Origin of the sequence: Allobranchiibius sp. GilTou73 (assembly GCF_021391335.1) — a bacterium.
GTDB classification, from domain to species: Bacteria; Actinomycetota; Actinomycetes; order Actinomycetales; family Dermatophilaceae; genus Allobranchiibius; species Allobranchiibius huperziae.
In genome coordinates, this window is record NZ_CP090051.1 from 30,386 (window position 1) to 52,437 (window position 22,052).

General features: G+C 71.1%; 25 protein-coding genes and 1 tRNA gene. 6 read left to right on the forward strand and 20 right to left on the reverse strand.

The features are described 5' to 3' along the window. Positions 1–65 precede the first annotated feature (65 nt). Both LVQ62_RS00145 and LVQ62_RS00150 read right to left on the reverse strand, forming a co-directional pair. Positions 66–425 (reverse strand): VOC family protein, encoded by a 360-nt coding sequence (locus LVQ62_RS00145; protein ID WP_233763481.1) that lies wholly within the window; start codon positions 423–425, stop codon positions 66–68. Further along, positions 422–1,222, reverse strand: a complete 801-nt coding sequence (locus LVQ62_RS00150; protein WP_233763483.1) for a methyltransferase domain-containing protein — start codon at positions 1,220–1,222, stop codon at positions 422–424. The genes LVQ62_RS00145 and LVQ62_RS00150 overlap by 4 nt, the downstream gene beginning before the upstream one ends. An 89-nt stretch (positions 1,223–1,311) precedes the next feature. On the opposite strand from LVQ62_RS00150, the gene LVQ62_RS00155 reads away from it, so the two are divergent. Then, positions 1,312–1,863: a MarR family winged helix-turn-helix transcriptional regulator gene (locus LVQ62_RS00155; protein WP_233763485.1), complete on the forward strand. Its 552-nt coding sequence runs from the start codon at positions 1,312–1,314 to the stop codon at positions 1,861–1,863. A gap of 7 nt (positions 1,864–1,870) precedes the next feature. Here LVQ62_RS00155 and LVQ62_RS00160 read toward each other — a convergent pair whose 3' ends face one another. The 6 genes from LVQ62_RS00160 to rsmI form a co-directional block, all read right to left on the reverse strand. Next, a complete protein-coding gene (locus LVQ62_RS00160; protein ID WP_233763487.1) occupies positions 1,871–3,676 on the reverse strand; it encodes an ABC-F family ATP-binding cassette domain-containing protein in 1,806 nt (601 codons plus the stop codon). Between the two features lie 83 nt (positions 3,677–3,759). After that, the gene (locus tag LVQ62_RS00165) at positions 3,760–4,701 is read right to left on the reverse strand and encodes a 4-(cytidine 5'-diphospho)-2-C-methyl-D-erythritol kinase (protein ID WP_233763489.1); all 942 of its coding nucleotides are present in this window, start codon (positions 4,699–4,701) and stop codon (positions 3,760–3,762) included. Between the two features lie 8 nt (positions 4,702–4,709). Then, the gene (gene rsmA / locus LVQ62_RS00170; RefSeq protein ID WP_233763491.1) at positions 4,710–5,570 is read right to left on the reverse strand and encodes a 16S rRNA (adenine(1518)-N(6)/adenine(1519)-N(6))-dimethyltransferase RsmA; all 861 of its coding nucleotides are present in this window, start codon (positions 5,568–5,570) and stop codon (positions 4,710–4,712) included. Positions 5,571–5,660: 90 nt separating this feature from the next. Continuing rightward, positions 5,661–6,518 carry a TatD family hydrolase gene (locus tag LVQ62_RS00175; protein WP_233763493.1) on the reverse strand — a complete coding sequence of 286 codons (858 nt, stop codon included), beginning with the start codon at positions 6,516–6,518 and terminating at the stop codon, positions 5,661–5,663. Positions 6,519–6,531: 13 nt separating this feature from the next. Next, entirely contained in the window at positions 6,532–8,325 is a 1,794-nt protein-coding gene (metG, locus tag LVQ62_RS00180) for a methionine--tRNA ligase (protein ID WP_233763494.1), read from the reverse strand. A 167-nt stretch (positions 8,326–8,492) separates the two neighbouring features. Continuing rightward, on the reverse strand, positions 8,493–9,365 hold the full coding sequence (gene rsmI, locus LVQ62_RS00185) for a 16S rRNA (cytidine(1402)-2'-O)-methyltransferase (protein WP_233763496.1): 873 nt from the start codon (positions 9,363–9,365) through the stop codon (positions 8,493–8,495). A gap of 134 nt (positions 9,366–9,499) precedes the next feature. Between rsmI and LVQ62_RS00190 the strand changes: the two genes are divergently transcribed. Further along, complete coding sequence (locus LVQ62_RS00190; RefSeq protein ID WP_233763497.1) at positions 9,500–11,161, forward strand: dolichyl-phosphate-mannose--protein mannosyltransferase; 1,662 nt, start codon at positions 9,500–9,502, stop codon at positions 11,159–11,161. Between the two features lie 194 nt (positions 11,162–11,355). Here LVQ62_RS00190 and LVQ62_RS00195 read toward each other — a convergent pair whose 3' ends face one another. The 3 genes from LVQ62_RS00195 to LVQ62_RS00205 are packed head-to-tail and all read right to left on the reverse strand — an operon-like array spanning position 11,356 to position 13,935. Then, on the reverse strand, positions 11,356–12,897 hold the full coding sequence (locus LVQ62_RS00195) for a PH domain-containing protein (RefSeq protein WP_233763499.1): 1,542 nt from the start codon (positions 12,895–12,897) through the stop codon (positions 11,356–11,358). Then, the gene (locus tag LVQ62_RS00200) at positions 12,894–13,379 is read right to left on the reverse strand and encodes a PH domain-containing protein (RefSeq protein ID WP_233763501.1); all 486 of its coding nucleotides are present in this window, start codon (positions 13,377–13,379) and stop codon (positions 12,894–12,896) included. The genes LVQ62_RS00195 and LVQ62_RS00200 overlap by 4 nt, the downstream gene beginning before the upstream one ends. Before the next feature lie 13 nt (positions 13,380–13,392). After that, positions 13,393–13,935, reverse strand: coding sequence for an HAD-IIIA family hydrolase (locus tag LVQ62_RS00205; RefSeq protein ID WP_233763503.1), 543 nt, complete (start codon positions 13,933–13,935; stop codon positions 13,393–13,395). Positions 13,936–14,018: 83 nt separating this feature from the next. On the opposite strand from LVQ62_RS00205, the gene LVQ62_RS00210 reads away from it, so the two are divergent. From LVQ62_RS00210 to LVQ62_RS00220, 3 genes are all read left to right on the forward strand, one after another. Then, positions 14,019–14,288: a DUF805 domain-containing protein gene (locus LVQ62_RS00210; RefSeq protein WP_208051442.1), complete on the forward strand. Its 270-nt coding sequence runs from the start codon at positions 14,019–14,021 to the stop codon at positions 14,286–14,288. A 69-nt stretch (positions 14,289–14,357) separates the two neighbouring features. Beyond that, positions 14,358–15,035, forward strand: coding sequence for an SDR family NAD(P)-dependent oxidoreductase (locus tag LVQ62_RS00215; protein ID WP_233763505.1), 678 nt, complete (start codon positions 14,358–14,360; stop codon positions 15,033–15,035). Further along, entirely contained in the window at positions 15,014–15,301 is a 288-nt protein-coding gene (locus LVQ62_RS00220) for a hypothetical protein (RefSeq protein WP_233763507.1), read from the forward strand. Before LVQ62_RS00215 ends, LVQ62_RS00220 begins: the two co-directional genes overlap by 22 nt. On the opposite strand, the gene LVQ62_RS00225 is transcribed toward LVQ62_RS00220, so the two are convergent. Then, positions 15,292–15,855: a TetR/AcrR family transcriptional regulator gene (locus LVQ62_RS00225; RefSeq protein ID WP_233763509.1), complete on the reverse strand. Its 564-nt coding sequence runs from the start codon at positions 15,853–15,855 to the stop codon at positions 15,292–15,294. The genes LVQ62_RS00220 and LVQ62_RS00225 overlap by 10 nt on opposite strands. A gap of 91 nt (positions 15,856–15,946) precedes the next feature. Between LVQ62_RS00225 and LVQ62_RS00230 the strand changes: the two genes are divergently transcribed. Then, positions 15,947–16,687, forward strand: coding sequence for an SDR family oxidoreductase (locus LVQ62_RS00230; protein ID WP_233763511.1), 741 nt, complete (start codon positions 15,947–15,949; stop codon positions 16,685–16,687). Between the two features lie 71 nt (positions 16,688–16,758). On the opposite strand, the gene LVQ62_RS00235 is transcribed toward LVQ62_RS00230, so the two are convergent. From LVQ62_RS00235 to galU, 8 genes are all read right to left on the reverse strand, one after another. Further along, a tRNA-Ala gene (locus tag LVQ62_RS00235) sits at positions 16,759–16,834 on the reverse strand. A gap of 48 nt (positions 16,835–16,882) precedes the next feature. Next, positions 16,883–17,101 (reverse strand): DUF6199 family natural product biosynthesis protein, encoded by a 219-nt coding sequence (locus LVQ62_RS00240; RefSeq protein WP_179479069.1) that lies wholly within the window; start codon positions 17,099–17,101, stop codon positions 16,883–16,885. A gap of 76 nt (positions 17,102–17,177) precedes the next feature. Further along, positions 17,178–18,191: a hypothetical protein gene (locus LVQ62_RS00245; RefSeq protein WP_233763513.1), complete on the reverse strand. Its 1,014-nt coding sequence runs from the start codon at positions 18,189–18,191 to the stop codon at positions 17,178–17,180. 56 nt (positions 18,192–18,247) lie between these two features. Further along, entirely contained in the window at positions 18,248–18,871 is a 624-nt protein-coding gene (locus LVQ62_RS00250; protein ID WP_233763515.1) for a GNAT family N-acetyltransferase, read from the reverse strand. After that, the gene (locus tag LVQ62_RS00255; protein WP_233763517.1) at positions 18,868–19,344 is read right to left on the reverse strand and encodes a molybdenum cofactor biosynthesis protein B; all 477 of its coding nucleotides are present in this window, start codon (positions 19,342–19,344) and stop codon (positions 18,868–18,870) included. Before LVQ62_RS00255 ends, LVQ62_RS00250 begins: the two co-directional genes overlap by 4 nt. Next, the gene (gene moaC, locus LVQ62_RS00260; RefSeq protein ID WP_233763518.1) at positions 19,337–19,813 is read right to left on the reverse strand and encodes a cyclic pyranopterin monophosphate synthase MoaC; all 477 of its coding nucleotides are present in this window, start codon (positions 19,811–19,813) and stop codon (positions 19,337–19,339) included. Before moaC ends, LVQ62_RS00255 begins: the two co-directional genes overlap by 8 nt. A 1-nt stretch (position 19,814) precedes the next feature. Further along, positions 19,815–21,005 (reverse strand): gephyrin-like molybdotransferase Glp, encoded by a 1,191-nt coding sequence (glp, locus tag LVQ62_RS00265; protein ID WP_233763520.1) that lies wholly within the window; start codon positions 21,003–21,005, stop codon positions 19,815–19,817. Between the two features lie 21 nt (positions 21,006–21,026). Continuing rightward, positions 21,027–21,971, reverse strand: coding sequence for a UTP--glucose-1-phosphate uridylyltransferase GalU (galU, locus tag LVQ62_RS00270; RefSeq protein ID WP_233763521.1), 945 nt, complete (start codon positions 21,969–21,971; stop codon positions 21,027–21,029). Positions 21,972–22,052 lie beyond the last annotated feature (81 nt).

The following is a 22,052-nucleotide window of genomic DNA, read 5'->3' on the forward strand; positions in this document are numbered from 1 at the left end:
CATCGCGCGCTGACCGCTCGTTCCGGGCCGAGCGGGGCCCCACGATTGCGGACGGCACCCCGCTCTCAGGCCTGCTGGATCTCCACGCGGTTGCCGACCGGGTCGTCGGTGTGGAAGCGGCGGACACCCGGAATGTCGTCACTCGGCCTGACCTCGCCGCCTGCCGCTCGCACGGCGGCCGCGACCGCATCCAGGTCGTCCACCAGCACGCAGGGGTGGGCCTTCTTCGCCGGGGTGAACATCTCCTGGACGCCGAGGTGCAACTCCTGCGGGCCGACCTGGAACCAGCACCCTCCACGCGCGCGCAACCTCTCCGGCTTCTCGATCTCCGCCAGCCCGAGGACACCGGTGTAGAAGCCTCGCAACGCCTCCTCCGACCCGGACGGGCAGGCGAGTTGCACGTGGTGCAGCCCGAGCGCCGTCACGGTCGCGCCTCGAGAACACCGACCGCGAAGATCCGCCGGAAGGGGAACGGGACGCCGTACGCCGCGCGAGGGTAGGCGGCGTTCAGCCGGTCCGCGAGATCGGCGAGGAACGCCCGGGTCTCAGCCGGATCCAGTACGTCGAGCAGCGGCCGAAGCGCAGTGCCCTTCACCCATTCCAGCACCGGATGGTCCTGCTCCCCCGCGGCGTCGAGCACCTGCAGGTAGGTGGTCTCCCACACGTCGAGGCGCGCGCCGGCGGCGGCCAGGACGTCGGCGTATCCCTGCGGCTCGGAGACCGGGTCCGCGCGCAGCAGCCCCACCAGCTCCGCTCCCCTCTGCTGCTCGCGCGCCGTCTCTCGAATGATCCGGTGCGAGGGCGCGTCGAAGTTGCCCGGCACCTGCATGGCGAAGACACCTGACTCGGCGAGTGATTCGAGCCAGCGCGGAATCAGGTCGAGGTGGCCGGGTACCCACTGCAGCGTTGCGTTCGTCAGGATCACGTCGGGCCGGCCGTACGCGCCGACGTCGACGGTCGCGACGTCGGCCTCCACCCAGCGCACCCGCCCGGCAGTGTCGCGGTCGGCGGCCTTGCGCAGCATGTCGACCGAGTCGTCGACGCCGACCACCGTCGCGTCGGGCCAGCGTTCGGCGGCGATCAGCGTGGCGATCCCGTTGCCGCAGCCCAGGTCGAGGACGACCTTCGGATCGTGGTGCGGGACGCGCGCCAGCAGGTCGAGGAACGGTCGGGTGCGCAGGTCGGCGTAGCGCTCGTACTGCGTCGGATCCCAGGTCGCCATGCGTCGCCTCCTGCAGAGAAGTATCTTGATATCAAGATACTCGATGATGTCTTGATGTCAAGAAGCTTGATGCTGGCTATAGTCGGTCCATGCTTGATCGACCCGATCGACCCGATCGACCCGATCGACCCGATCGACCCGATCGGCCAGCTCCGCAGGACGACGTCGATGCCATCGTCGACGCCTGGTCGCGCGAGCGCCCCGACCTGAATGTCCGCCCGCTGCAAGTGCTCTCGCGCATCACCCGCCTCGCCCGGTTGCTCGACCAGGCGCGCGGCACGGCGTTCAGCAAGCACGACCTCGACGGCTGGGAGTTCGATGTGCTGTCCGCCCTGCGCAGGGTGGGCAAGCCCTACCGACTCTCACCGGGCGCCCTCATGCAGCAGACCCTGGTCACCAGCGGCACCATGACCAACCGCGTCGACCGACTGGAGCAGCGTGGTTTCGTACGCCGTGGCCCCGCGCCGCACGATCGCCGCGGCGTCCTGGTGCGACTGACCCCGTCCGGGCTCGCCGTCGTCGACGCCGCCATGGCCGACCTGCTGGAGCACGAACAGAAGCTCCTGGCACACCTGCCGGTCCGCGAGCAGGAGCGGCTGGCGGGCACGCTGCGCACCCTGCTCACCGCCGTAGAGGCCTGAGACTCGCTCAGTCCTCCACGGATTCGGCGATCTCCAGCCAGCTGAGCTCCATCTCCTCGCGTTCGGCGTGCAGCGCGCGTAACTGACCGTCCAGCTCCGCCGCGCGGGCGTGGTCGGACGCCGCCGAGACCAGCGCGTCGTGCAGCATCTGCTCACGGTCGGCCAGCTTGGACATCGAGCGCTCCAACCGGGCCATGTCCTTGCGCGCCTCTCGCTGCTGAGCGGGGTCCGTCCGCGCGGCCTGCGGCGCGGCCACACGAGTCGGCGCGCCGTCGTCCGAACGAGCCCGCCGGGCCGCGCGCAGCTCGAGGAACTGGTGCACCCCACCCGGCAGCTCGCGGATCTGGCCGTCGCCGAGAAGCGCCACCTGCCGGTCGCACATCCGCTCCAGCAGGTAGCGGTCGTGGGAGACCACGACGAGCGTGCCGGCCCATCCGTCGAGCACGTCCTCCATCGAGGTCAGGGTCTCGATGTCCAGATCGTTGGTCGGCTCGTCCAGCAGCAGCACGTTCGGCTCGTGCATCAGCAGCCGCAGGAACTGCAGACGACGCCGCTCGCCACCGGAGAGCTGGGACACCCGCACCTGCTGGCGGCCGCCGTCGAAACCGAGCCGCTTGGCCAGGCTGCTGGCGCTGACCTCCTTGCCCTCGAGCATGATGTGCGACTTGACGTCGGTGATCGCGTCGATCACCCGCAGCCCGTCGAAGCGCTCCAACTCGCGAACCTCCTGGGTCAACATCGCGAGCTGAACGGTCTTGCCCTGCTTACGTTTTCCGGCCGAGAGCGGCTGGGTGCCCTCGATCGCCCGTAACAGGGTCGACTTGCCGGCGCCGTTGGCCCCGACGATGCCGGTGCGCTCACCGGGAGCAAGTCGCCAGGTCTGGCGATCGATGAGCGGCCGCTCGTCGACGGTGACGGTCGCGTCGATGAGATCGACGACGTCCTTCCCGAGACGGGTGGTGGCGAAGCGGACGAGCTCGACCCCGTTGCGCGGCTCCGGCTCACCGGCGATCAGCTCGTTGGCCGCGTCGATGCGGAAGCGCGGCTTGCTGGTGCGGGCCGGCGGTCCGCGGCGCAGCCAGGCCAGCTCCTTGCGCAGCAGGTTGGTGCGGCGTTCCTCGGTGACCGCGGCCATCCGGTCGCGCTCGTTCTTGGCGAGCACGTACGCCGCGTAACCGCCGTCGTACTGCTCGACCTGACCGTCCACGACCTCCCAGGTGCGGGTCGCGATCTCGTCGAGGAACCACCGGTCGTGGGTGATCGTGGCGAACGCGCCCGAGGTGCCCGCGCGGTGGCGCACCAGGTGCGCGGCCAGCCACTGCACGCCCTCGACGTCGAGGTGGTTGGTGGGCTCGTCGAGCAGCAGCAGCGCGGGGTCGTCGATGAGCAGGCGCGCGAGCGCGATGCGGCGACGTTCGCCCCCGGACAGCGGCCCGACCAGGGCGCCCGGGCCCCCGACGGTGTCGAAACCGACACCGCCCAGCAGCCCGTCCAGGATGTCGCGCACCCGGGCGTCGGCGGCCCACTCGTGCTCGGCGCGGTCGCCGACCACGGCGGCGTGCACCGTGGACGCCGGGTCGAGCCGGTCGTCCTGGGAGAGCATCCCGACCCGCAGACCGCCGACCCGCGTGACCCGGCCGTCGTCCACGCCCTGGACCCCCGCGAGCACCCGCAGCAGCGTCGACTTGCCGCCGCCGTTGCGCCCGACAACCCCGATGCGGTCTCCCGTGCCGACGCCGAGGGAGACTTCGTCGAGGAGTTGACGGGTGCCCAGCGCCAGCGAGATGCGCTCGCAGGCGAGCAGATTCGGCATGGGACAAGGCTAATGCGGTGCGTGCACGTTCCTGACCAGCCGCTGCGCGCCTGAGCAGCGACGGTGCTCACGACCGCGCGAGGTCAGGCCGGACCGACCGAGTGCAGGTCGGTCACCACGTGGGCTCCGGGGGCGGGTCCGACGGCGCGTACGACGTCGTCGGCCACCTTGCCCGCGCTCAGGGTCACCATCAGGTCGAGCGCCAGATGGTGGCTCGCGCAGAGGAACGCCACGGTCGGGCCGGACCCGCAGACGACCGCTCCGCACGCCCCGGCCTCCATCCCCGTGTCGATGACCTCGCGCAGCCTCGGCATCAGGGAGATGGCGGCGTCCTGCAGGTCGTTGCGCAGGTGCGGCGCCAACTCGTCGACGTCGCCGGACCGCAACGCGGACATCAGGGCTCCGGACGGCTCGGGCGCGGGCACCGACTCCCCCACGCGCAACCGGTCGCACTCGGCGTAGACCTTCGGGGTCGACAGGCCCTCGTGCTGCAGGGCGAACACCCAGTGGAAGTCGGCCTGCGTGAGCACCGGGGCCAGCACCTCACCACGCCCCGAGCCGAGGGCCGTCCCACCGGTGATGGCGAACGGCACATCCGAGCCGATCTCCGCGCCGATCCCCATCAGGTCGGCCCGGGTCAGCCCGAGCGACCAGAGCGCGTCGGCCGCGACCAGCGCCGCCGCGGCATCGGCCGACCCTCCGGCCATCCCGCCGGCGACCGGGATGTGCTTGTCGATGTCGATCTGCAGCATCTCCTCGATGCCGAAGCGCTCGCCGAGCAGCTGCACCGCGCGGACCGCGAGGTTGTCGGTGCCGGTGGGCACGGCGGCGGCGTACGGGCCGTTGACGGCGCACCCCCAGTGGGTCGCGGGCGTCACACGGACTTCGTCGGTGAGGTTGACGGCGTGGAAGACCGTCGCGAGCGAGTGGTAGCCGTCGTCGCGCAGCGGGCCGACCTGCAGCTCGAGGTTGACCTTCGCGGGCACCCTCACCTGGACACCGGGTGAGGAGGGAACGGTCCGCATGCCGCCCACTATGCCGGACGATTCGCGGCGATCGCGGCGAACGCATCGATGGTCAATCGCTCGCCGCGCAGGCCGGGATCCACACCGGCGGCGCGCAGGGCCTGCTCGGCGAGGGCAGGGCTGCCGGCCCAGCCGGCGAGCGCTGATCGCAACGTCTTGCGGCGCTGGGCGAACGCCGCGTCGATGCAGGTGAAGACCGCCTCCCGCGGGGCCTGCGAGACCGGCGCGTCGCGGCGGATCATCTCGACCAGCCCGGAGTCGACGTTCGGCGCCGGCCAGAAGACGTTGCGGCCGACGCGGTCGGCGAGGCGGACCCGCGCGTACCAGGCGGCCTTCGCGCTGGGGGCTCCGTAGACGCGACTGCCCGGCGGTGACGCGAGGCGCTCGGCGACCTCCCACTGCACCATCACCAGGACGCGGGTAATGCTCGGGAACCACTCCAGGTAGGACAGCACGACCGGCACCGACACGTTGTAGGGAAGGTTGGCCACCAGGGCGACAGGCTGCGGATCCGGCAGGAGCGGCGTGCGCAGCGCGTCGGCCTGCACCACCTGGAGCCGGTCGGCACGGTCCGGGGCCACCTCGCGCACGGTCTGCGGCAGCCGCGCGGCCAGGGTGGGGTCGATCTCCACCGCGGTCACGCCGCCCGCGCACTCCAGCAGGGCCAGGGTCAAAGAACCCAGGCCCGGGCCGACCTCGACGACCTGGTCATCCGGGCCGACGCCGGAGAGGCGCGCGATCTTGCGCACCGTGTTGGCGTCGATGACGAAGTTCTGGCCCCACTGCTTGGTCGGCCGCAGACCCAGCTCCGCGGCGAGCGCGCGCACCTGGGTCGCGCCGAGGAGGCCGTCACCGGCGGGCGTCGTCACGGAGCCACCCTACGCAGCAGTACCCGACCGGTTGTCAGCGTCCGCGGGGCGTCGGCGCCACAAGGACGCTGACCATCGCGGGACCAGCCGTCACCAGGGCCCGTAGACCCGTTCGCTGTTGTCCGACAACGCTTTCGCCAGCGTCGGGACGTCGACGTTGAGCACGCCGGCCATCGCCCGCACGGTGAGCGGCACCAGGTAGGACGCGTTGCTCGCGCCGCGGTACGGCGAGGGGGTGAGGTACGGCGCGTCGGTCTCGACCAGGAGGTGCTCCAGCGGGGTCACCGCGAGCGCGTTGCGCAGGTCACGCGCGTTCTTGAAGGTCACGGTGCCGGCGAAGCTGAGGAAGTAGCCCCGCTCGACGCACTCGCGCGCCATCGCCACATCGCCGGAGAAGCAGTGCAGCACCGTGCGGTCCGGCGCGCCCTGATCGGCGAGGATCGCCAGCACGTCGTCGTGCGCGTCGCGGTCGTGGATCTGCAGTGCCTTGCCGAGGCGTTTGGCGAGCTCGATGTGCTCACGGAACGACGCCTGCTGGGCCGGGCGACCGACCTCGTCGGTGCGGTAGTAGTCAAGCCCGGTCTCGCCGACCGCCCGGATCCGCGGGTGCGCGGCGATGGCGGCGATCTCGGCGAGGGCCTCGTCCAGGGTGCCGTCGACGGCCAGGCGCGGCGCCTCGTTCGGGTGCAGCGCGACAGCGCCCACCAGCTCGGGATACTGCTCGACGACCCGCGCGGTGAACCGGGCACCCTCGACGTCGCAGCCGACCTGCACGAACCGGTCCACCCCGACGGCCCGCGCCGCGGCGATGGCCTGCGGGATGTCGGGCGGGCTCTCGCCGTCGCGCGCCATGTCCCAGTGCGTGTGGTTGTCGACCACGGCGACGGGCAGCCGGTCGGGCGCGGGCGGCGGCCCGCCGCGCGAGCCGGCCTCGTGACCCCGGCTCACGGCGTACGACCGATCACGCGAGTTCGCCCTGCAGCCGGGCCAGTTCGTCGTCGACGACACTCGGGTCGAGCTTGGTGAAGACCGGCGCCGGCTTCGGCACCGGCACACCCGGCACGATCGCGCGGCGCTCCCAGCGAGGCGTGGCGGAGTAGTCGCCGGTGATGACCGGGTAGCCGCGCTCGGGCTCGTCGAGGTCGCGCACCTGCTCCAGCCGCGGCATGGGCACGAACTCACCCGTCCCGCCGAGCACCCGGTGGATGACGTTGGCGCTGTGCGGCAGGAACGGCGCGAGCATCGTGTTGAGGTCGCTCACGACCTGCGCGAGGGTGTGCAGCACCGTCGCGAGCCGGTCACGCTGATCATCGCCCTTGAGCTTGAAGGGCTCGGTGTCGGTGACGTACTTGTTTGCCTCGCGCACCCACCGCATGGCCTCCTGCAGCGCCGCCTTCTGCCGGTGCGCCTCGATGAGGCGGCCGACCTCGGCGAACCCACCGCGTACGCCGTCCAGCAGGGCCTCGTCGATGGGCTCGGCCGCGGCGGGGGTCGGGATCTCGCCGAAGTTCTTGGCGATCATCGACGCGGTGCGGTTGACCAGGTTGCCCCAGCCCGCGACCAGCTCGGAGTTGTTCCGCTGCACGAACTCGGCCCAGGTGAAGTCGGAGTCCTGGGTCTCCGGACCGGCGGCGCTGATGAAGTAGCGCAGCGCGTCCGGCCCGTAGCGCGCGACCATGTCCTGCACGTAGATCACGTGCCCTCGGGAGGTCGAGAACTGGGCGCCCTCCATCGTCAGGTACTCCGAGGACACCACTTGGGTGGGCAGGTTGAGCTCGCCGTACTCCCCCGGCTGTCCGCCACGGGTCCCCTTGCCGTTGTTGGCGAGAATCTCCGCGGGCCAGATCTGGGAGTGGAAGACGATGTTGTCCTTGCCCATGAAGTAGTACGACCGCGCGGCCGGGTCGTTCCACCACTCCCGCCAGCGGTCGGGCTCCCCCAGCCGGCGTGCCCACTCGATCGAGGCCGACAGGTAGCCGATGACGGCGTCGAACCACACGTAGAAGCGCTTGGACTCCCACCCCTCCCGCGGGATGGGGATGCCCCAGTCGATGTCGCGGGTCATCGCGCGCGGCCGGATCTCGGCGAGGATGTTCTGGCTGAACTTGATGACGTTGGGCCGCCACTCCCCGCTGGCCTCGCGCTCGTCCAGCCACTCCCCGAGCGCGTCGGCCAGCGCCGGCAGGTCCAGGAAGTAGTGCTGGGTCTCGATGAACTTCGGCGTCTCGCCGTTGATCTTGCTGCGCGGGTCGATCAGGTCGGTGGCGTCCAGCTGGTTGCCGCAGTTGTCGCACTGGTCGCCGCGTGCGTCGGGATATCCGCAGATCGGGCAGGTGCCCTCGATGTAGCGGTCGGGCAGGGTGCGCCCGGTGCTCGGGCTGATCGCGCCGCGGGTGGTCTGCTCCATGAAGTAGCCGTTGGCGTCGATGGACTCGAAGAGCTGCTGGACGACGGTGTAGTGGTTGACGGTGGTGGTGCGGGTGAACAGGTCGTAGGACAGCCCGAGATCGGTCAGGTCCTGGGCGATCACCGCGTTGTACTTGTCGGCGATCTCACGCACTGTGACGCCCTCGCGCTCGGCGAGCACCAGGATCGGCGTGCCGTGCTCGTCGGTGCCGCTGACCATGAGCACGTCGTGCCCGGCCATCCGCATGTACCGGCTGAAGACGTCGGCGGGCACCCCGAAACCGGCGACGTGACCGATGTGGCGGGGACCGTTCGAGTACGGCCAGGCGACTGCAGACAAAATCTTCATGACCGGGCAAGTCTAGGGAGGGCGGGCCACCGCTTTTTCCCAGCCCGAACGGCGGCGCCGCTGAGTCAGCGCAGGGCGTCGTACGACGATGTGGGGGTTCTGCGTCTGCGGCCAGTGCTGCCGCCCTGACCACAGACGCAAACCGTGCACCTACCGCGAACGCGGGGTCAGCGGGGCTCCGGCATCTCGGGCACCACCGGCGCCGCCTTCTGTCCTCTGGCCACGACCGCGGCGTCGTACAGCGCCTTCTTCGACAGCCCGGTCCGGTCGGCGACGCTCGCGCACGCGTCCTTCAGTCGTACGCCGTCCGCCACCAGCCCCAGCACCTGCGGCAGAGCGTCCTCGAGGGTGACCTGCACCTGCGGGGCGCCGTCGACCACGACGGTGATCTCCCCGCGGACGCCGTCCGCGGCCCACCGCGCCAACTCACCGAGCCCGCCGCGGCGGACCTCCTCGTAGGTCTTGGTGAGCTCACGGCACACCGCACCGCGCCGGTCGGCGCCGAACGCGTCGGCCATCGCGGCGAGCGTCTCGGACAACCGGTGCGGCGCCTCGAAGAAGACCATCGTGCGGCGCTCGCCGGCCAACGCGGCCAACTGGCGGGCGCGTTCACCGGCCTTGCGGGAGCAGAACCCCTCGAAACAGAACCGGTCGACCGGCAGGCCCGACACCGCCAATGCCATGAGCACCGCCGACGGGCCGGGCACGCAGGTCACCGTGAGCCCCCGCTCGGCGCAGGCCACCACCAGGCGGTAGCCGGGGTCGGACACCGAGGGCATCCCGGCGTCGGTCACGAGCACGACCCGCTCGCCGCCCGCGATCCGCTCGACCAGCTCCGGTGTACGCCGCGCCTCGTTGTGCTCGTGGTAACTCACGATCGAGCCGCCGACGGTGATGCCGAGGTCGTCGGTGAGCCGCCGCAGGCGGCGGGTGTCCTCGGCGGCGACCACGTCGGCGGTGGTCAGTTCCGCGCCGAGCCGCGGGGCGGCGTCGCGCGGATCGCCGATCGGGGTGGCGGCCAGCACCAGTGCTCCAGTCACGCACGCCACCCTGGCACGGCGACCGGGCCGTGGCAGACACGGCGTGACGCAGCCCCGTCGGTTAATCTCCCTGCGGCGGCCCTGCCAACCGGTGGCGGACCGCGGTGCGCAGCGACGTGGCAGGGAGGTCACCCGTGATCCAGACGCTCGTGCGTCCGCCGCGGCGTACCCGCCTGGCGCCGACCCGGGCCCTCAGCACCACCGAGCAGCTGCGCCGACGGCTGCTCGGGCGACCGCGTACGGCGCAGGAGAAGCTCTGGGGCTGGCTCGGCCCGGCGATGCTGACCGTCGTCGGCGGAATCCTGCGGTTCTGGAACGTCGGCCGTCCCCACCAGCTGATCTTCGACGAGACGTACTACGTCAAAGAGGGCTGGTCCCTCATGCGCTTCGGGTACGAGCGCAAGCAGGACAAGACCACCGGCATCACGAACAACCCCGACAGCCTCTTCACGATGGGCAATCCGCACATCTACGGTGCGAACCCCGACTTCGTGGTGCACCCGCCGATGGGCAAGTGGCTGATCGGCCTCGGAGAGTCGCTCTTCGGCATCAACAGCTCGTTCGGCTGGCGGTTCGCTGTCGCCGCGACCGGCACCCTCAGCATCTATCTCGTCGGCCGGGCGGCGTGGCACCTGTTCCGATCACCGCTGCTCGCCACCATCGCCTCCCTCCTGCTGTGCTTCGAGGGCAGCGAGTTCGTCATGTCCCGTACCGGGATCCTCGACATCATGGTGATGTTCTGGGCGCTCGCCGGGTTCGTCGCGCTGCTCGCCGACCGGGCCCGCACCCGCGGCATCCTGGCCCGCAAGGTCGCCGCCATGAAGGACGCGGGCACCTGGGACTCCCACGACCTGGCCGGACCGTGGCTCGGCTGGCGACCGTGGCGCTGGGTCGCCGCCGTGTGCCTGGGTCTGGACGTGGCCACCAAGTGGTCCGGCGGCTACTACCTGGCGGTCTTCTGCGTGATGTCGGTGCTCTGGGACGTCGGCGCCCGGCGCAGTGTCGGCGTACGCCGCTGGATCAGCGCGACCTTCATCAAGGACGCGCTGCCCGCGGCGGTCTACATGGTGGCGGTCGCCGTCGGCACCTATCTGATCACCTGGATCGGCTGGTTCTCCCACCCGGGCGCGTACGACCGGCAGTGGGCGGCCGACAACCCGGCAGTGAAGAACGACGGCATCTCCCCTGACAGCCACCTCTTCGCCTGGCTGCCGGATCCGTTGCGCTCGCTGTGGCAGTACAACGTCGAGATGTACAAGGCCGCGTTGTCGATCACGCAGCCGCACCCGTACGAGTCGAACCCGTGGTCGTGGATGCTGCAGACCCGCCCGACGTCGTTCTTCTACGAGAGCCCGCCCCCGCACGAGTGCGGCGCGGCGCAGTGCAGCAAGGCCATCACCTCACTGGGCAACGTCGGCATCTGGTGGTTCGGCACGGTGGCGCTGGCGGTGCTGCTCTTCTGCTGGCTGCTGCGCCGCGACTGGCGCGCCGGTGCGATCTGGGGCGGTGTCGCGGCGGGCTGGTTCCCGTGGTTCGAGTACCAGCAGCGGACCATCTTCACCTTCTACAGCGTGGTCTTCTCCCCGTACGTCGTGCTCGCGTGCGTCTTCGTGCTGGGGCTGATGCTGGGGCCGGTCACGGCTGACGCGCGCCGGGTGCTCTTCGGCAAGGTGGCCGTCGGCGGCTATCTGCTCCTGGTGACGGCGCTCTTCATCTTCTTCTGGCCCATCTGGACCGGCCAGGTCATCCCGCAGACGCACTGGCAGTGGCGGATGTGGTTCCCCAGCTGGGTCTGAGGACCCGCGCGCCGACGCAGGAAAGTGACCGATCCGCCGACAACCCACGTCGGCCCGTGGCGCCGGTGCAGGAAAGTGACCGATCCGCCGACAACCAACGCAGGTGACGGCGGCAGCGGAGGCCGGCTGCAGCGATCCTCGTCCAAGCCGCCTCAGAACCGGCACGGCCGCAGACGAGTCACCACACGGAAGGCTCAGTTCGCGGGCCGTGCGCTGAACTGGCACGACAGACCGCCGCTCACCTCGTCGAGGACCTCGTCCGCACGGTCGGTGGTCACATCGAGGATCTCGTAGGAGCCGCTGCCGGCGGCCGTCGCGAGCATCACCGAGCAGACGCCCACCCGACGCTGGAAGAGCGACTGCCGCGTGGTCAGAGCGACCACCCCGCCGCGCTCGATCACGAACGTCGTGCGGCGCACGCCACCGGACCGGCCGACCACGAAACGGTCGGTGACCTGGTGGCCGAGCGCGGCCGAGCGGCTGACCGCGAGCGGCCAGGCCAGCACGATCGCGAGCACGGCCAGCGCCACCCACCACCACGAGGACATCCACCACGCCACCACGAGGAGGACGGCCGCGACGAGGACGGAGACTCCGAACGCCCGACCCCACCGCCGGCGACGGGCCGCCACGCCGTGCTGTCGCAGGGGCATCCGCAACTCTCCGGGCAACCGGAGCACCCGGCCTGCGGTCCGCGCGATCACAGCGGTCGGCGACGGAGGGGCCAGCATCGCGCTCATCCCGCGGTCGTCGCCCTTGAGGCCTGTGGTGACCGCCCGCAGCCGGGCGCCCCCGACCCAGCGCAGCGGGATCGGTTCGTGAAGCTCGATCCCCCGCAGCCGCCGGGTCTCCAGCGACACGGCGCGGGTGGTGAGCAGCCCGCGGGCGACGTGCAGGGTCTCCCCGCCACGGCTGCGGGTCAGCCGGAAACCGAAGAACGCCAGCGTGTACGCGAGCAGGGACAGCAGCACCACGACGACGAGCAGGACGAGCACACCGACGGCGACGGCGAGCACGGTCCCGGCGCGCAGCACCGCCCCACTCACATCGCGCAGGGCCCCCGACCGGGTCGGGTCGAGCCCGGTGGCCTGGACCACCTGACTGGCCAGACCGAAGATCGCCAGGGCGGCGACCAGCCCGCTCGGGCCGAACGGCGCGTACCGCAGCCAGGACGGATCGAGCCGGTAGAGCTCGACGTCCGCACCCTCGTCGTGCTGCCGCTCCGGCTCGACCGGTCCGGGGTCCTTGGACAGTTCGACGCCCCCGGCTCGACTGCGGTGCAGCAGGTCGGCTCGCAGGTCGGCCGCCTCCCGCGTGGTCAGCCCGTTGAGCCGCATCTCCTTCTCCCCGGCGGCGGTGCCGATCTTCACCTCCGCGAGGCCGAGCGCACGGTGCAGGATCGAGGCGGTGACGTCGACCGAACGCACCCGGTCGGCCGGCGCGGCGACCGTCGTACGCCGCAGCAGCCCGGCCCGTAGCTGCACCTGGCTGTCGGTGAAGCGGTAGCGGGTCGTGAGCCAGCGGGCGACTCCCGCGCCGATGGCGACCGCGGCGACGATCAACCCCCACCAGTTCTGTCCGCCGCTGCGGCCGGCGAAGACCACCGTGACCAGGGCGGGCAGGAAGCGGATGATCTCCCGGACCGGGTGGATCAGCAGCATCCGCGGGCTGAGCCGCCGCCAGACGCCGTCCTCGGGGATGTCCGCGATGTACCCGACCCCGCCCGGTGCCGTCACGTCGCGTCGCCGGGACTGACCGCGGTGGCGGTGGTGAGGTCGCGGACGACCTTCTCGGCGTCGCCGCGCCGCAGACCCTCGATGCGCAGCTCACCCTTGGCCGACGCGGTCGTGATCGTGACGGTGGTCAGGCCGAACAGCTGGTCGATGGGTCCGCGCTCGGTGTCGACGGTCTGCACCCGGGAGACCGGCGCGATGCGTCGCTCGCGCACCAGCCAGCCGCGCTGGGTGTAGACGGCGGTGTCGGTGATCTCCCAGCGATGCACGGCGTAGCGCCAGAACGGCACCACGCAGATCCCGACCACGGCCAGCAGCGCAGCGGCCGCGCACGCGACGTAACGCCACACCCCGGTGATGGCGCCGGTCCACACCAGGACCACCACCACGGCAAGCACGACGACCCCCGCGACCCCGTACTGCGTCGCCCACATGGCCTTCGCGCGGGGCGCCACCAGGTGTCTCGGCTCCCTCAGCTGATCCACACGGGAAACCTTCTCACGGCGCCTCGTTCGCCGACCCGCGCAACGCCAGACGAACGGCCTCGCCAAGGTCTGCGCAGACGGCCGACGCCGCGCGGGCGGCCTGCTGCGTCGTCGCCGGTCCGGGCACGAGGATCGCGTGGGCACCGGCCGCGCGCGCCGCCGACATGTCGCCCTCGGTGTCGCCGATCAGCACGCATGCACTCGCCGCGACCCCGAGCGCCGCGGCAGCGGCGAGCACCATGCCGGGCCGCGGTTTGCGGCACGCGCAGTCGTCCTGTGGCGTGTGCGGGCAGAACTGCCAGGTGTCGAACGGCCCGAGCAGTTCTTCGACGCGGTCGTTGACGGCCCGCATGTCGGCCTCGGTGATGTACCCGCGCCCGATGGCCGACTGGTTGGTCACCACGCCGGTGCGCAGGCCGGCCGCGCGTACGGCATCGAGGGCCTCGCGCGCACCAGGGACGGACACGACGAGGGCCGGGTCGCCGTTGTACGCGACGTTCCCGATGAGCGTGTCGTCACGATCGAAGAGCACGGCTTCCGGGCGGGATGTCGACACCTGCAGATCTTCCCCCACCGCCGACGCGACCGGTGTATTACCTTCGGCCACACCACATCTGCGCGGGTTGAACGAGGGGCGTCATGGACACCGAGAACACGAACGACTTCCACATCGCCAACGGCGTGTTCATCGGTGCGGGCGTGGTCTACCTGATCGTTCTGGTGTTCTACATCTGGGCGATCGTGCGCATCATCCGCCGTTCGGGCTACTCCGGCTGGTGGGTCCTCATCGGGCTCGTCCCGATCCTCAACGTCATCATGTTCTTCGTCTTCGCGTTCAAGAAGTCGCCGACGGAGCGCGAACTGGAGTACCTGCGGGGCGGAGCGGGCCGGGCGCCCCAGCGCTACTGAGCGCCGTTGCGGCGCCGCGCCGACTGCGGTAGCAAGGGGGGCCCGAGCGTCGCGCGGCAGGAGCACCCCATGGAGCACGGACCGCTGACCGACCGGGTCGCCCTGGTCGCCGGGGCCACCCGCGGCGCCGGCCGGGCGATCGCCGTCGAACTGGCGCGCGCGGGCGCCTTCGTCTACGCGACCGGCCGCAGCAGCCGGGCGTCCGGCCGTTCGGAGATTGACCGCCCCGAGACCATCGAGGGCACGGCCGAGGCGATGTACGCGGCCGGCGGCACCGGGCGCGCCGTGGTGGTCGACCACGAGGATCCGGACGCGGTGCAGGCGCTGGTGCGCGAGATCGAGCAGGACCACGGCCGCCTCGACGTGCTCGTCAACGACATCTTCGGCGGCGACCGCTACGCGCAGTGGGACCGCCCGCTGTGGGAGCACGACCTGGCGGGCGGCCTGCGGATGCTGCGGATGGGCGTCGACACCCACCTGATCACCAGCCACCATGCACTGCCGCTGATGCTGCGCACGGCGCGCGATACCGGCGTACGCGCGCTGGTGGTGGAGATGACCGACGGCACGGCGCAGTTCAACAGGTCGTTCCGCGAGGGCGTCGGTTTTACTACGACCTGGTCAAGGCCACCGTCGAACGCATCGTCAAGGGCCTCACCTTCGAGCTGCGGGAGGAGCCGGTCACGGCCATCGGCGTCACACCCGGTTGGTTGCGCTCCGAAGCGATGCTCGAGGGGTTCGGCGTGACCGAGGAGCGCTGGCGTGACGCCCTGGCGAAGGAGCCGGGCTTCGCCATCTCGGAGTCCCCGATGTACGTCGCGCGCGGAGTCGCGGCGGCAGCCGCCGATCCGGGGGTCGACCGATGGTCCGGTCAGATCGTCACCGCCCGCCAGCTCTCGGACGCGTACGACGTGACCGACGCCGACGGGTCGCGCCCGGACTGCTGGGGCTACCTGGCCCGCCGCACCGCCGGGGACGGGGCAGCGCCTATGCCCGTGGAGGACTACCGATAGCGGCGCAGGCCGTCGAGGATGACCCTCACCAGGGTGTGAGCGCGGGCAACCCACTCCCCCTCGGGCACGCGCGACAGGGCACCGAGCAGCAGGATGACGTCGGTCGCGTCGACATCCTCGCGCACGTCGCCGGCCTCCGCGCCCTCGTCGAGCAGGGTCTGCAGCGCGTGGTCCAGCCGTTTCTCGTTGTCGGCGTAAAGGTCCTGCCACGCCGACGCCTCGATCGCCGCGACGACGCCGCGTTTGACGCGCGCGTACTCCAGGAGACGTTCCAGCCACAGCTCCAGCGCGCGCAGCGGCGGGTGTTCGGCGAGCAGCGCGGGCACCGTCTGCACCAGGTCGCCCATCTCCTGCCGATACACCTCGGCGACCAGGTGCTCCCGGGTCGGGAAGTGACGGTAGAGCGTGCCCTGCCCCACCCGCGCGTCCTTGGCGACGGCCTGCAGCCGCAGACCGTCGACGGATCCGCCCGACGCGACCAGCGCCGCGCGTGCGGAGCTGACGATGCGAGCACGGTTGACGACCGCGTCCGCACGAGGTGCGCGTGCTGACATGGGCTCCCCGTTCGTGACTCGAGCTAAACGGACAAATGTCCGTTACGCTGCTATCAACCGGACAAGTGTCAGCTTAGAGCTGGAGGCAGGCATGAGCGGGATCGACGGCAAGGTCGTGGCCATCACCGGCGCGAGCAGCGGGATCGGCGAGGCGACGGCGCTGGAGTTGGCCGGACGCGGCGCAGCGGTCGTCCTGGGTGCCCGACGCACCGACCGCCTGGCGGCGCTGGCCGGGCGGATCCGCGCCGATGGAGGACGCGCTCAGGTCGTGGCGACAGACGTCACCCGACGCGCCGACCTGACGCGACTGGTCGCAGTCGCCGTCGAGACGTTCGGACGGCTCGACGTCCTGGTGAGCAACGCGGGAATCGCCCGGACCGCACCGGTATCCGACCTCGATGTCGACTCGTGGGACGCGATGATCGACATCAACGTGCGGGGTGTGCTGCACGGCATCGCCGCCGCGCTGCCCGTCTTCCGGCAACAGGGGCGCGGTCATCTCGTGACCACGGTGTCGACCTCGGGTCTGAAGATCGCCCCGACCCAGGCCGTCTACGCGGGCACCAAGAACGCGGTCCGCACACTGCTCGAAGCGCTGCGCCAGGAGTCCACCGACGGCGTCCTGCGCACCACCTCGATCTCGCCGGGGTTCGTGCGCACCGAACTGGTCGACTCCGTGGAGGACCCCGAGATCCGGGAGCAGATGCAGCGACGGATGGCCGAGCTGGGCATCGACCCCGCCGCAGTGGCCCGCGCCATCGCGTTCGCCATCGAGCAGCCCGACGACGTGGAGATCGGCGACCTGACCATCCGACCCACGTCACAGGGCTGATCACCAGGGCCGGAAAATGAATCAGACCCCGCCGCCCGACGCTGTCGCGCCGACCTGACGGGGTCTGCCACTGGTGGAGCTGAGGGGATTCGAACCCCTGGCCTTCTCATTGCGAACGAGACGCGCTACCAACTGCGCCACAGCCCCAAAAGCAAGCGAAACTCTAACACCGCGCGCCCCATCCGCCGAACCGGCTCACCTGCTGAGCGTCACGACCAGAATCACGACCCCGACCACTATCGCGACCGCCCCGCTGATGCGTTGCACCTTGAACGCGGCCGCGCTGGGCTCGGCCGCTCCGGGGTTCTTGTACTGCCACGCACGGGTGCGTCGCCAGGTGGCCTCCGGCGCGATGACGTTGCACAGGGCGATGCCGAAGAACAGGATGAAGAACGGGATCATGAACCAGTGCATGAAGTGAACCTAGAGCAAGCACAACGGTCTTGAGCCCGGACGCAGCCGTTCCCAGCGAAACCCCAGGTAGGGCGGGTCAGCCGGCGCGGAAGGCCGAGGGCAACTCCTCGACCTCGGGGTCGAGCGCCATCCCGTCGAAGGGCAGCTCCTGCACCGGCACGTTCTCGTAGGACGCGGGTGCGGCGGGAGCACGCTCGGGCGCCTTGGCCTTCATCGTGTAGGTCGGCTTGGGCACCTGGACCGGCGACCAGGTGCCGTCGGGGGCGCTCTGCGCTGTGACAGACGCGGCGGGCACCGGCGACTCGGGGGCATCGACGGTCGGTGTGGCGACCGTCTCGACCTCGACGCTCTCGTTCGTCCGCGCTGCGGGAGCCTGCTGGGCACGGACCCGCGCGGGCTGGGCATCGAACGGCACGTCGTCCCAGCGGATCAACTCCACGTGGGTCTCGTCGTCGTGGCGCTCGGCGATGGGGCGCCGGCGGCGCACCGGCTGCGCGGCCTGACGCGGCTGCTGCGGTCGCGTCTGCGGGGTCGTACGACGCACGGCCGGTGCGTCGTGGCTCGCACGGCGCTGCTCGGCCACGGTCTCGGCGCGCAGCCACAGCAGGACTGCACCCAGCAGCATCAGCGAGGCGACGATCGCGAGCCAGGACACGGCCCCGGCGACCACGAGGAGCAGCGTCAGCGGCAGCAGGCCGGCGGCGACGAGGAACGCGATGCCGCGCGTACGGCGCTGACCCGCCACGGTGCGTGCCCGGTCGAGCACGTGGTGGAGCTTGTCCGTCATGGGCGAATCCGCAGACATGGCAACCTCGTTCGAGTGGTGTGCGGGAAGTTGCGGCTCATCGTGCACGGGGTGTCCACCGTGGATCACGGTGCCGGCGCGCAGCGAGGTGCGCTCGGCAGCGTGCGAGTGGGAGGCATCGACGGTGACCGGCGCACGGCGCTCCAGCACCCGCATGGCGTCGGAGAACGTCTCGACGGTGCGCGCCGTCAGGAGCACCTGCCGGCGGCGGATCTGGTGCTGCAACAGCCAACCGGCCCAGACGACCACGATCGCAACGAAGATGAGGCTGCTCGGGTTGTCCACGAGGGCGACGGTACGGCGTACGGAAAGCCTTGCACCGCAGCACCGTCGGTGTGTCGTCAGACCGGTTCCGGATACGTCGCCCGCAGCCTCCCGACCATCGTCTCGCCCGCAGCGAGGTCCTCCCTCACGACCGCGAACGTGCGATGGTCGCGCCACCGGCCGTTGATGTGCAGATAGGCCCGGCGCAGCCCCTCGTCACGCAGCTCGAGCTTGCGGACGACCGCCAGGCTCGAGTGGTTCTCGGGGCGGATGTTCACCTCGACCCGGTGCAGTCCGACGGTGCCGAAGGCGTGATCGATCGCGGTCGCGAGGGCGTACGGCGTGATGCCGCGCCCGGCGTACCGCTGCGAGATCCAGTAGCCCACCCCCGCGGACCGCAGCGCGCCCCGCACGATGTTGAACAGGTGCATCTGGCCGACCAGCTCGCCGTCGACGGCAACCGCGAACGGCAACAGCTCACCGCGCGCCGCCAGCCGGTCCTGCTGGCGCACCATCTGCGCGAACGACACGGGGGCCTGCTGGATCGGCGATGTGGAGTCCCACTCCCTGGTCCAGGCGGCGTTCTGCGCACGCAACTGCACGAACTCGGCCCGGTCGGCCCGAGCACGCAACGGTCGCAACATGATCCGCATTCCGCGCCAGTCACCGGCGATCGCGATCGGCCACGGCCGGTCGCTCAATGGTCACCACCGCCGTGCACCTGGGCGACCGCGTGCGGCACGACGTCCCGCAGCACCTCGATCGCGTCCCGCACCCCGCCCGTGGAGCCAGGGAGATTGACGATCAGCGTGCGGCCGGCCACTCCCGCCAGTCCCCGTGACAGCACCGCAGACGCGACCCCCTTGCGCACGCCGGCCGCGCGCAGCGCCTCCGGGATACCCGCGACCCGGCGGTAGAGCAGCGCTGCCGTCTCCTCCGGCGTGTGGTCCGACGGCGCCAGCCCCGTGCCGCCCGTCGTGAGGACCAGATCCACCCCGTCCGCGACGGCGGCCCGCAGGGCATCCCCCACCGGCGGACCGTCGGGGACGATCAGCGCCTCGTCCGCGTCGAACCCCCACTCCCGCACGGCGGCCACGAGCAGCGGACCGGAGCGGTCGTCGTACTCGCCCATGAAGGCCCGGTCCGAACAGGTGATGATCAACGCCCTAGGCATCCTGTTCGCTCCAATCACCGGAGCGGCCACCGGATTTCGCCGTTACCCGGATATCGGTGATCCGCGCGTGCTTGTCGACGGCCTTGATCATGTCGACCAGCGCGAGCGCCGCCACGGACACGCTGGTGAGCGCCTCCATCTCGATGCCGGTGCGGTCGGCGGTGCGCACCTCGGCCTCGATGTCGACGCCGTCATCCTGCACCACCAGGCTCACCGACACGGCGTGCACGGCGACGGGGTGCGCCAGCGGCACGAGCTCCGGGGTGCGCTTGGCGGCCTGGATGCCTGCGATCCGCGCCACGGCCAGGGCGTCGCCCTTGGGCACGGTCCGGTCGCGCAACGCACCGATCGCCGTGCGCGACAACAGGACCCGACCACGTGCCTGCGCCACGCGTGCCGTCACCGGTTTCTGCGAGACGTCGACCATCCGGGCGTCGCCGGCGTCGTCGAGGTGGGTCAGCCGGTCCATGTCAGGCGCCGCCGATCAACGGGATGACCTCGAGCACATCACCCTCGTGCACCTGGGTGACCTCTGCGGGCACCACTGCCAGAGCGTTGGCGTGCGCGAGCCCGCCCATGATGTGCGACGCCTGGCCCCCGGAGGACACGATGCGCCGATCGTGATCCAGGACGACCCGGGCGAACTGTGCGCGACCGGGCGGGGAGGACCACCCGGTCTGCACCGTCGCGCGGACGCTGTGCGCGGCATCGGGCCGACCGGCCATCCTGCGCAGCGCCGGCGCCACGAACACCTCGAACGAGACGAGGGAGCTGACCGGGTTGCCGGGCAGGCAGAACACCGGCACGTCCCCCAGCATCCCGAACCCCTGCGGCTTCCCGGGCTGCATCGCCACCTGGGTGAATTCGAAGTCGTCGGCGAAGGCCAGCTTCAGGGGCTCGAACGCGCCCGCACTCACTCCGCCGGAGGTCACGATGGCGTCGACCTCCCCCGCGAGCGATGTCAGGGCCGCGCGGGTCTCGGGTCCCCCGTCGCCGACCGTGCGGACCGCGCCGACCACGAAGCCGTGCGCGGTCACCAGCGAGGCCAGCATCGGACCGTTGCAGTCGATGACCTGCCCGTACGCCAGATCGCTCCCAGCCGGGCGCAGTTCGTCGCCGGTGGTCACGATCCCCACGCGCGGTCGGGGAATGACGTCCACCTCGGGGTGCCCGGCGGACACGATGGCCGGGATGTGCAACGGCGCGACCCTGGTGCCGGCCAACGCCACCACGTCGCCCTTCTGGACGTCGCCGCCGAGCCGGCGTACGGCGGTGCCGGGCGCGACGGCTCGCTCGACGCGCACCTGATCGGTGCCGCCGTCGGTCAGTTCGACCTGCACCACGCTGTCCGCACCGGCAGGCACGGGCGCGCCGGTCATGATCCGCCAGGCAGTGCCCGGCTGCAGCACCGACGACCGGGTGTCACCGGCCGGGATGTCGCCGTCCACGGGAAGGGTCACCGGTGCGTCGGCGACATCGGCAGCGCGGACGGCGTACCCGTCCATGGCGGAGTTGTCGAAACCGGGCAGGGGGGCACCGGAGACGACATCGGCGGCCAGCACCGACCCCAGCAGCTCCGGTGCGAGCACCGGGATGCGGCGGGGCGCGAGCGACCGGACCTGATCGAGCAGGTGCCGGCGGTGATCCTCGACGCTACGCATGGCCTCGACCCGAAAGTCGACTCAATGCTCCATGAGGCGGTGCTCGGCCTTGCCCGCCGCCTCGTCGGACGCCGCCCACTCGCGCACCCAGTCCCGGAAGGTGTCGCCGAAGTCACGGTGGCGGGCGGCCAGCCGCACCACGGCCTTCAGGTAGTCCAGCCGGTCTCCGGTGTCGTAGCGGTTGCCGCGGAAGATCACGCCGGTCACCCCGCCGCCGGGCACGCCCGGGTCGGTCAGCTTCAGCATCGCGTCGGTCAGCTGGATCTCACCGCCGCGCCCGGGCTCGGTCTTCTCCAACGCGTCGAAGATCGCCGGGTCCAGCACGTAGCGACCGATGATCGCCAGATTGCTCGGCGCTTCGCCCGGCTCGGGCTTCTCCACCAGGGACTTCACGCGGACGAGGTCCCGCTCGCCCTCGATCGGCTCGACGTCGGCGCAGCCGTAGAGCTGCACCTGGTCCTTGGGGACCTCCATGAGCGCCACGACGGAGCCGCCGTACGTGCCGCGCGCCGCGATCATCCGCTCCAGCAGGTCCTCGGTCTCGTCGATGAGGTCGTCGCCGAGCAGCACGGCAAACGGCTCGTCACCCACGTGCGGTCTCGCGCAGAGCACCGCGTGGCCGAGGCCGAGCGGCTCGCCCTGGCGGATGAAGTGCACGTTGCCGAGGTTGGCCGACTTGCGCACCCGGTCCAGACGCAGTTCGTCGCCCTTGCGCTCCAACGCCTGCTCGAGCTCCCAGTGCCGGTCGAAGTGGTTCTCCATGGCGGACTTGTTGCGACCGGTGATGGTGAGGATGTTGTCGCATCCGGCGCGGATCGCCTCCTCGACGACGTACTGGATCGCCGGCTTGTCCACGACCGGGAGCATCTCCTTGGGAATCGCCTTGGTAGCAGGCAGGAACCGGGTGCCGAGGCCGGCCGCGGGAATCACGGCCTTGTGCACGTCGGTCTTGTGGGGTGCCGTCATGCCCGAAGGCTAACCGCTCGCCGTCGGGGCCGGTGACGGGTTCCCCGCAGGCCCGGTCCAGCCCGGCGGGTCGGCAGACTG

Excerpts from the sequence above, each read along its gene's own strand:
- LVQ62_RS00150 (WP_233763483.1), bottom strand. The coding sequence starts at position 1,222 with ATGGCGACCTGGGATCCGACGCAGTACGAGCGCTACGCCGACCTGCGC.
- LVQ62_RS00155 (WP_233763485.1), top strand. The coding sequence starts at position 1,312 with ATGCTTGATCGACCCGATCGACCCGATCGACCCGATCGACCCGATCGA.
- LVQ62_RS00160 (WP_233763487.1), bottom strand. The coding sequence starts at position 3,676 with ATGCCGAATCTGCTCGCCTGCGAGCGCATCTCGCTGGCGCTGGGCACC.
- LVQ62_RS00165 (WP_233763489.1), bottom strand. The coding sequence starts at position 4,701 with ATGCGGACCGTTCCCTCCTCACCCGGTGTCCAGGTGAGGGTGCCCGCG.
- metG (WP_233763494.1), bottom strand. The coding sequence starts at position 8,325 with ATGAAGATTTTGTCTGCAGTCGCCTGGCCGTACTCGAACGGTCCCCGC.
- LVQ62_RS00210 (WP_208051442.1), top strand. The coding sequence starts at position 14,019 with ATGGACACCGAGAACACGAACGACTTCCACATCGCCAACGGCGTGTTC.
- LVQ62_RS00215 (WP_233763505.1), top strand. The coding sequence starts at position 14,358 with ATGGAGCACGGACCGCTGACCGACCGGGTCGCCCTGGTCGCCGGGGCC.
- LVQ62_RS00220 (WP_233763507.1), top strand. The coding sequence starts at position 15,014 with ATGCTCGAGGGGTTCGGCGTGACCGAGGAGCGCTGGCGTGACGCCCTG.
- LVQ62_RS00225 (WP_233763509.1), bottom strand. The coding sequence starts at position 15,855 with ATGTCAGCACGCGCACCTCGTGCGGACGCGGTCGTCAACCGTGCTCGC.
- LVQ62_RS00230 (WP_233763511.1), top strand. The coding sequence starts at position 15,947 with ATGAGCGGGATCGACGGCAAGGTCGTGGCCATCACCGGCGCGAGCAGC.
- LVQ62_RS00240 (WP_179479069.1), bottom strand. The coding sequence starts at position 17,101 with ATGCACTGGTTCATGATCCCGTTCTTCATCCTGTTCTTCGGCATCGCC.
- LVQ62_RS00255 (WP_233763517.1), bottom strand. The coding sequence starts at position 19,344 with ATGCCTAGGGCGTTGATCATCACCTGTTCGGACCGGGCCTTCATGGGC.
- moaC (WP_233763518.1), bottom strand. The coding sequence starts at position 19,813 with ATGGACCGGCTGACCCACCTCGACGACGCCGGCGACGCCCGGATGGTC.
- glp (WP_233763520.1), bottom strand. The coding sequence starts at position 21,005 with ATGCGTAGCGTCGAGGATCACCGCCGGCACCTGCTCGATCAGGTCCGG.
- galU (WP_233763521.1), bottom strand. The coding sequence starts at position 21,971 with ATGACGGCACCCCACAAGACCGACGTGCACAAGGCCGTGATTCCCGCG.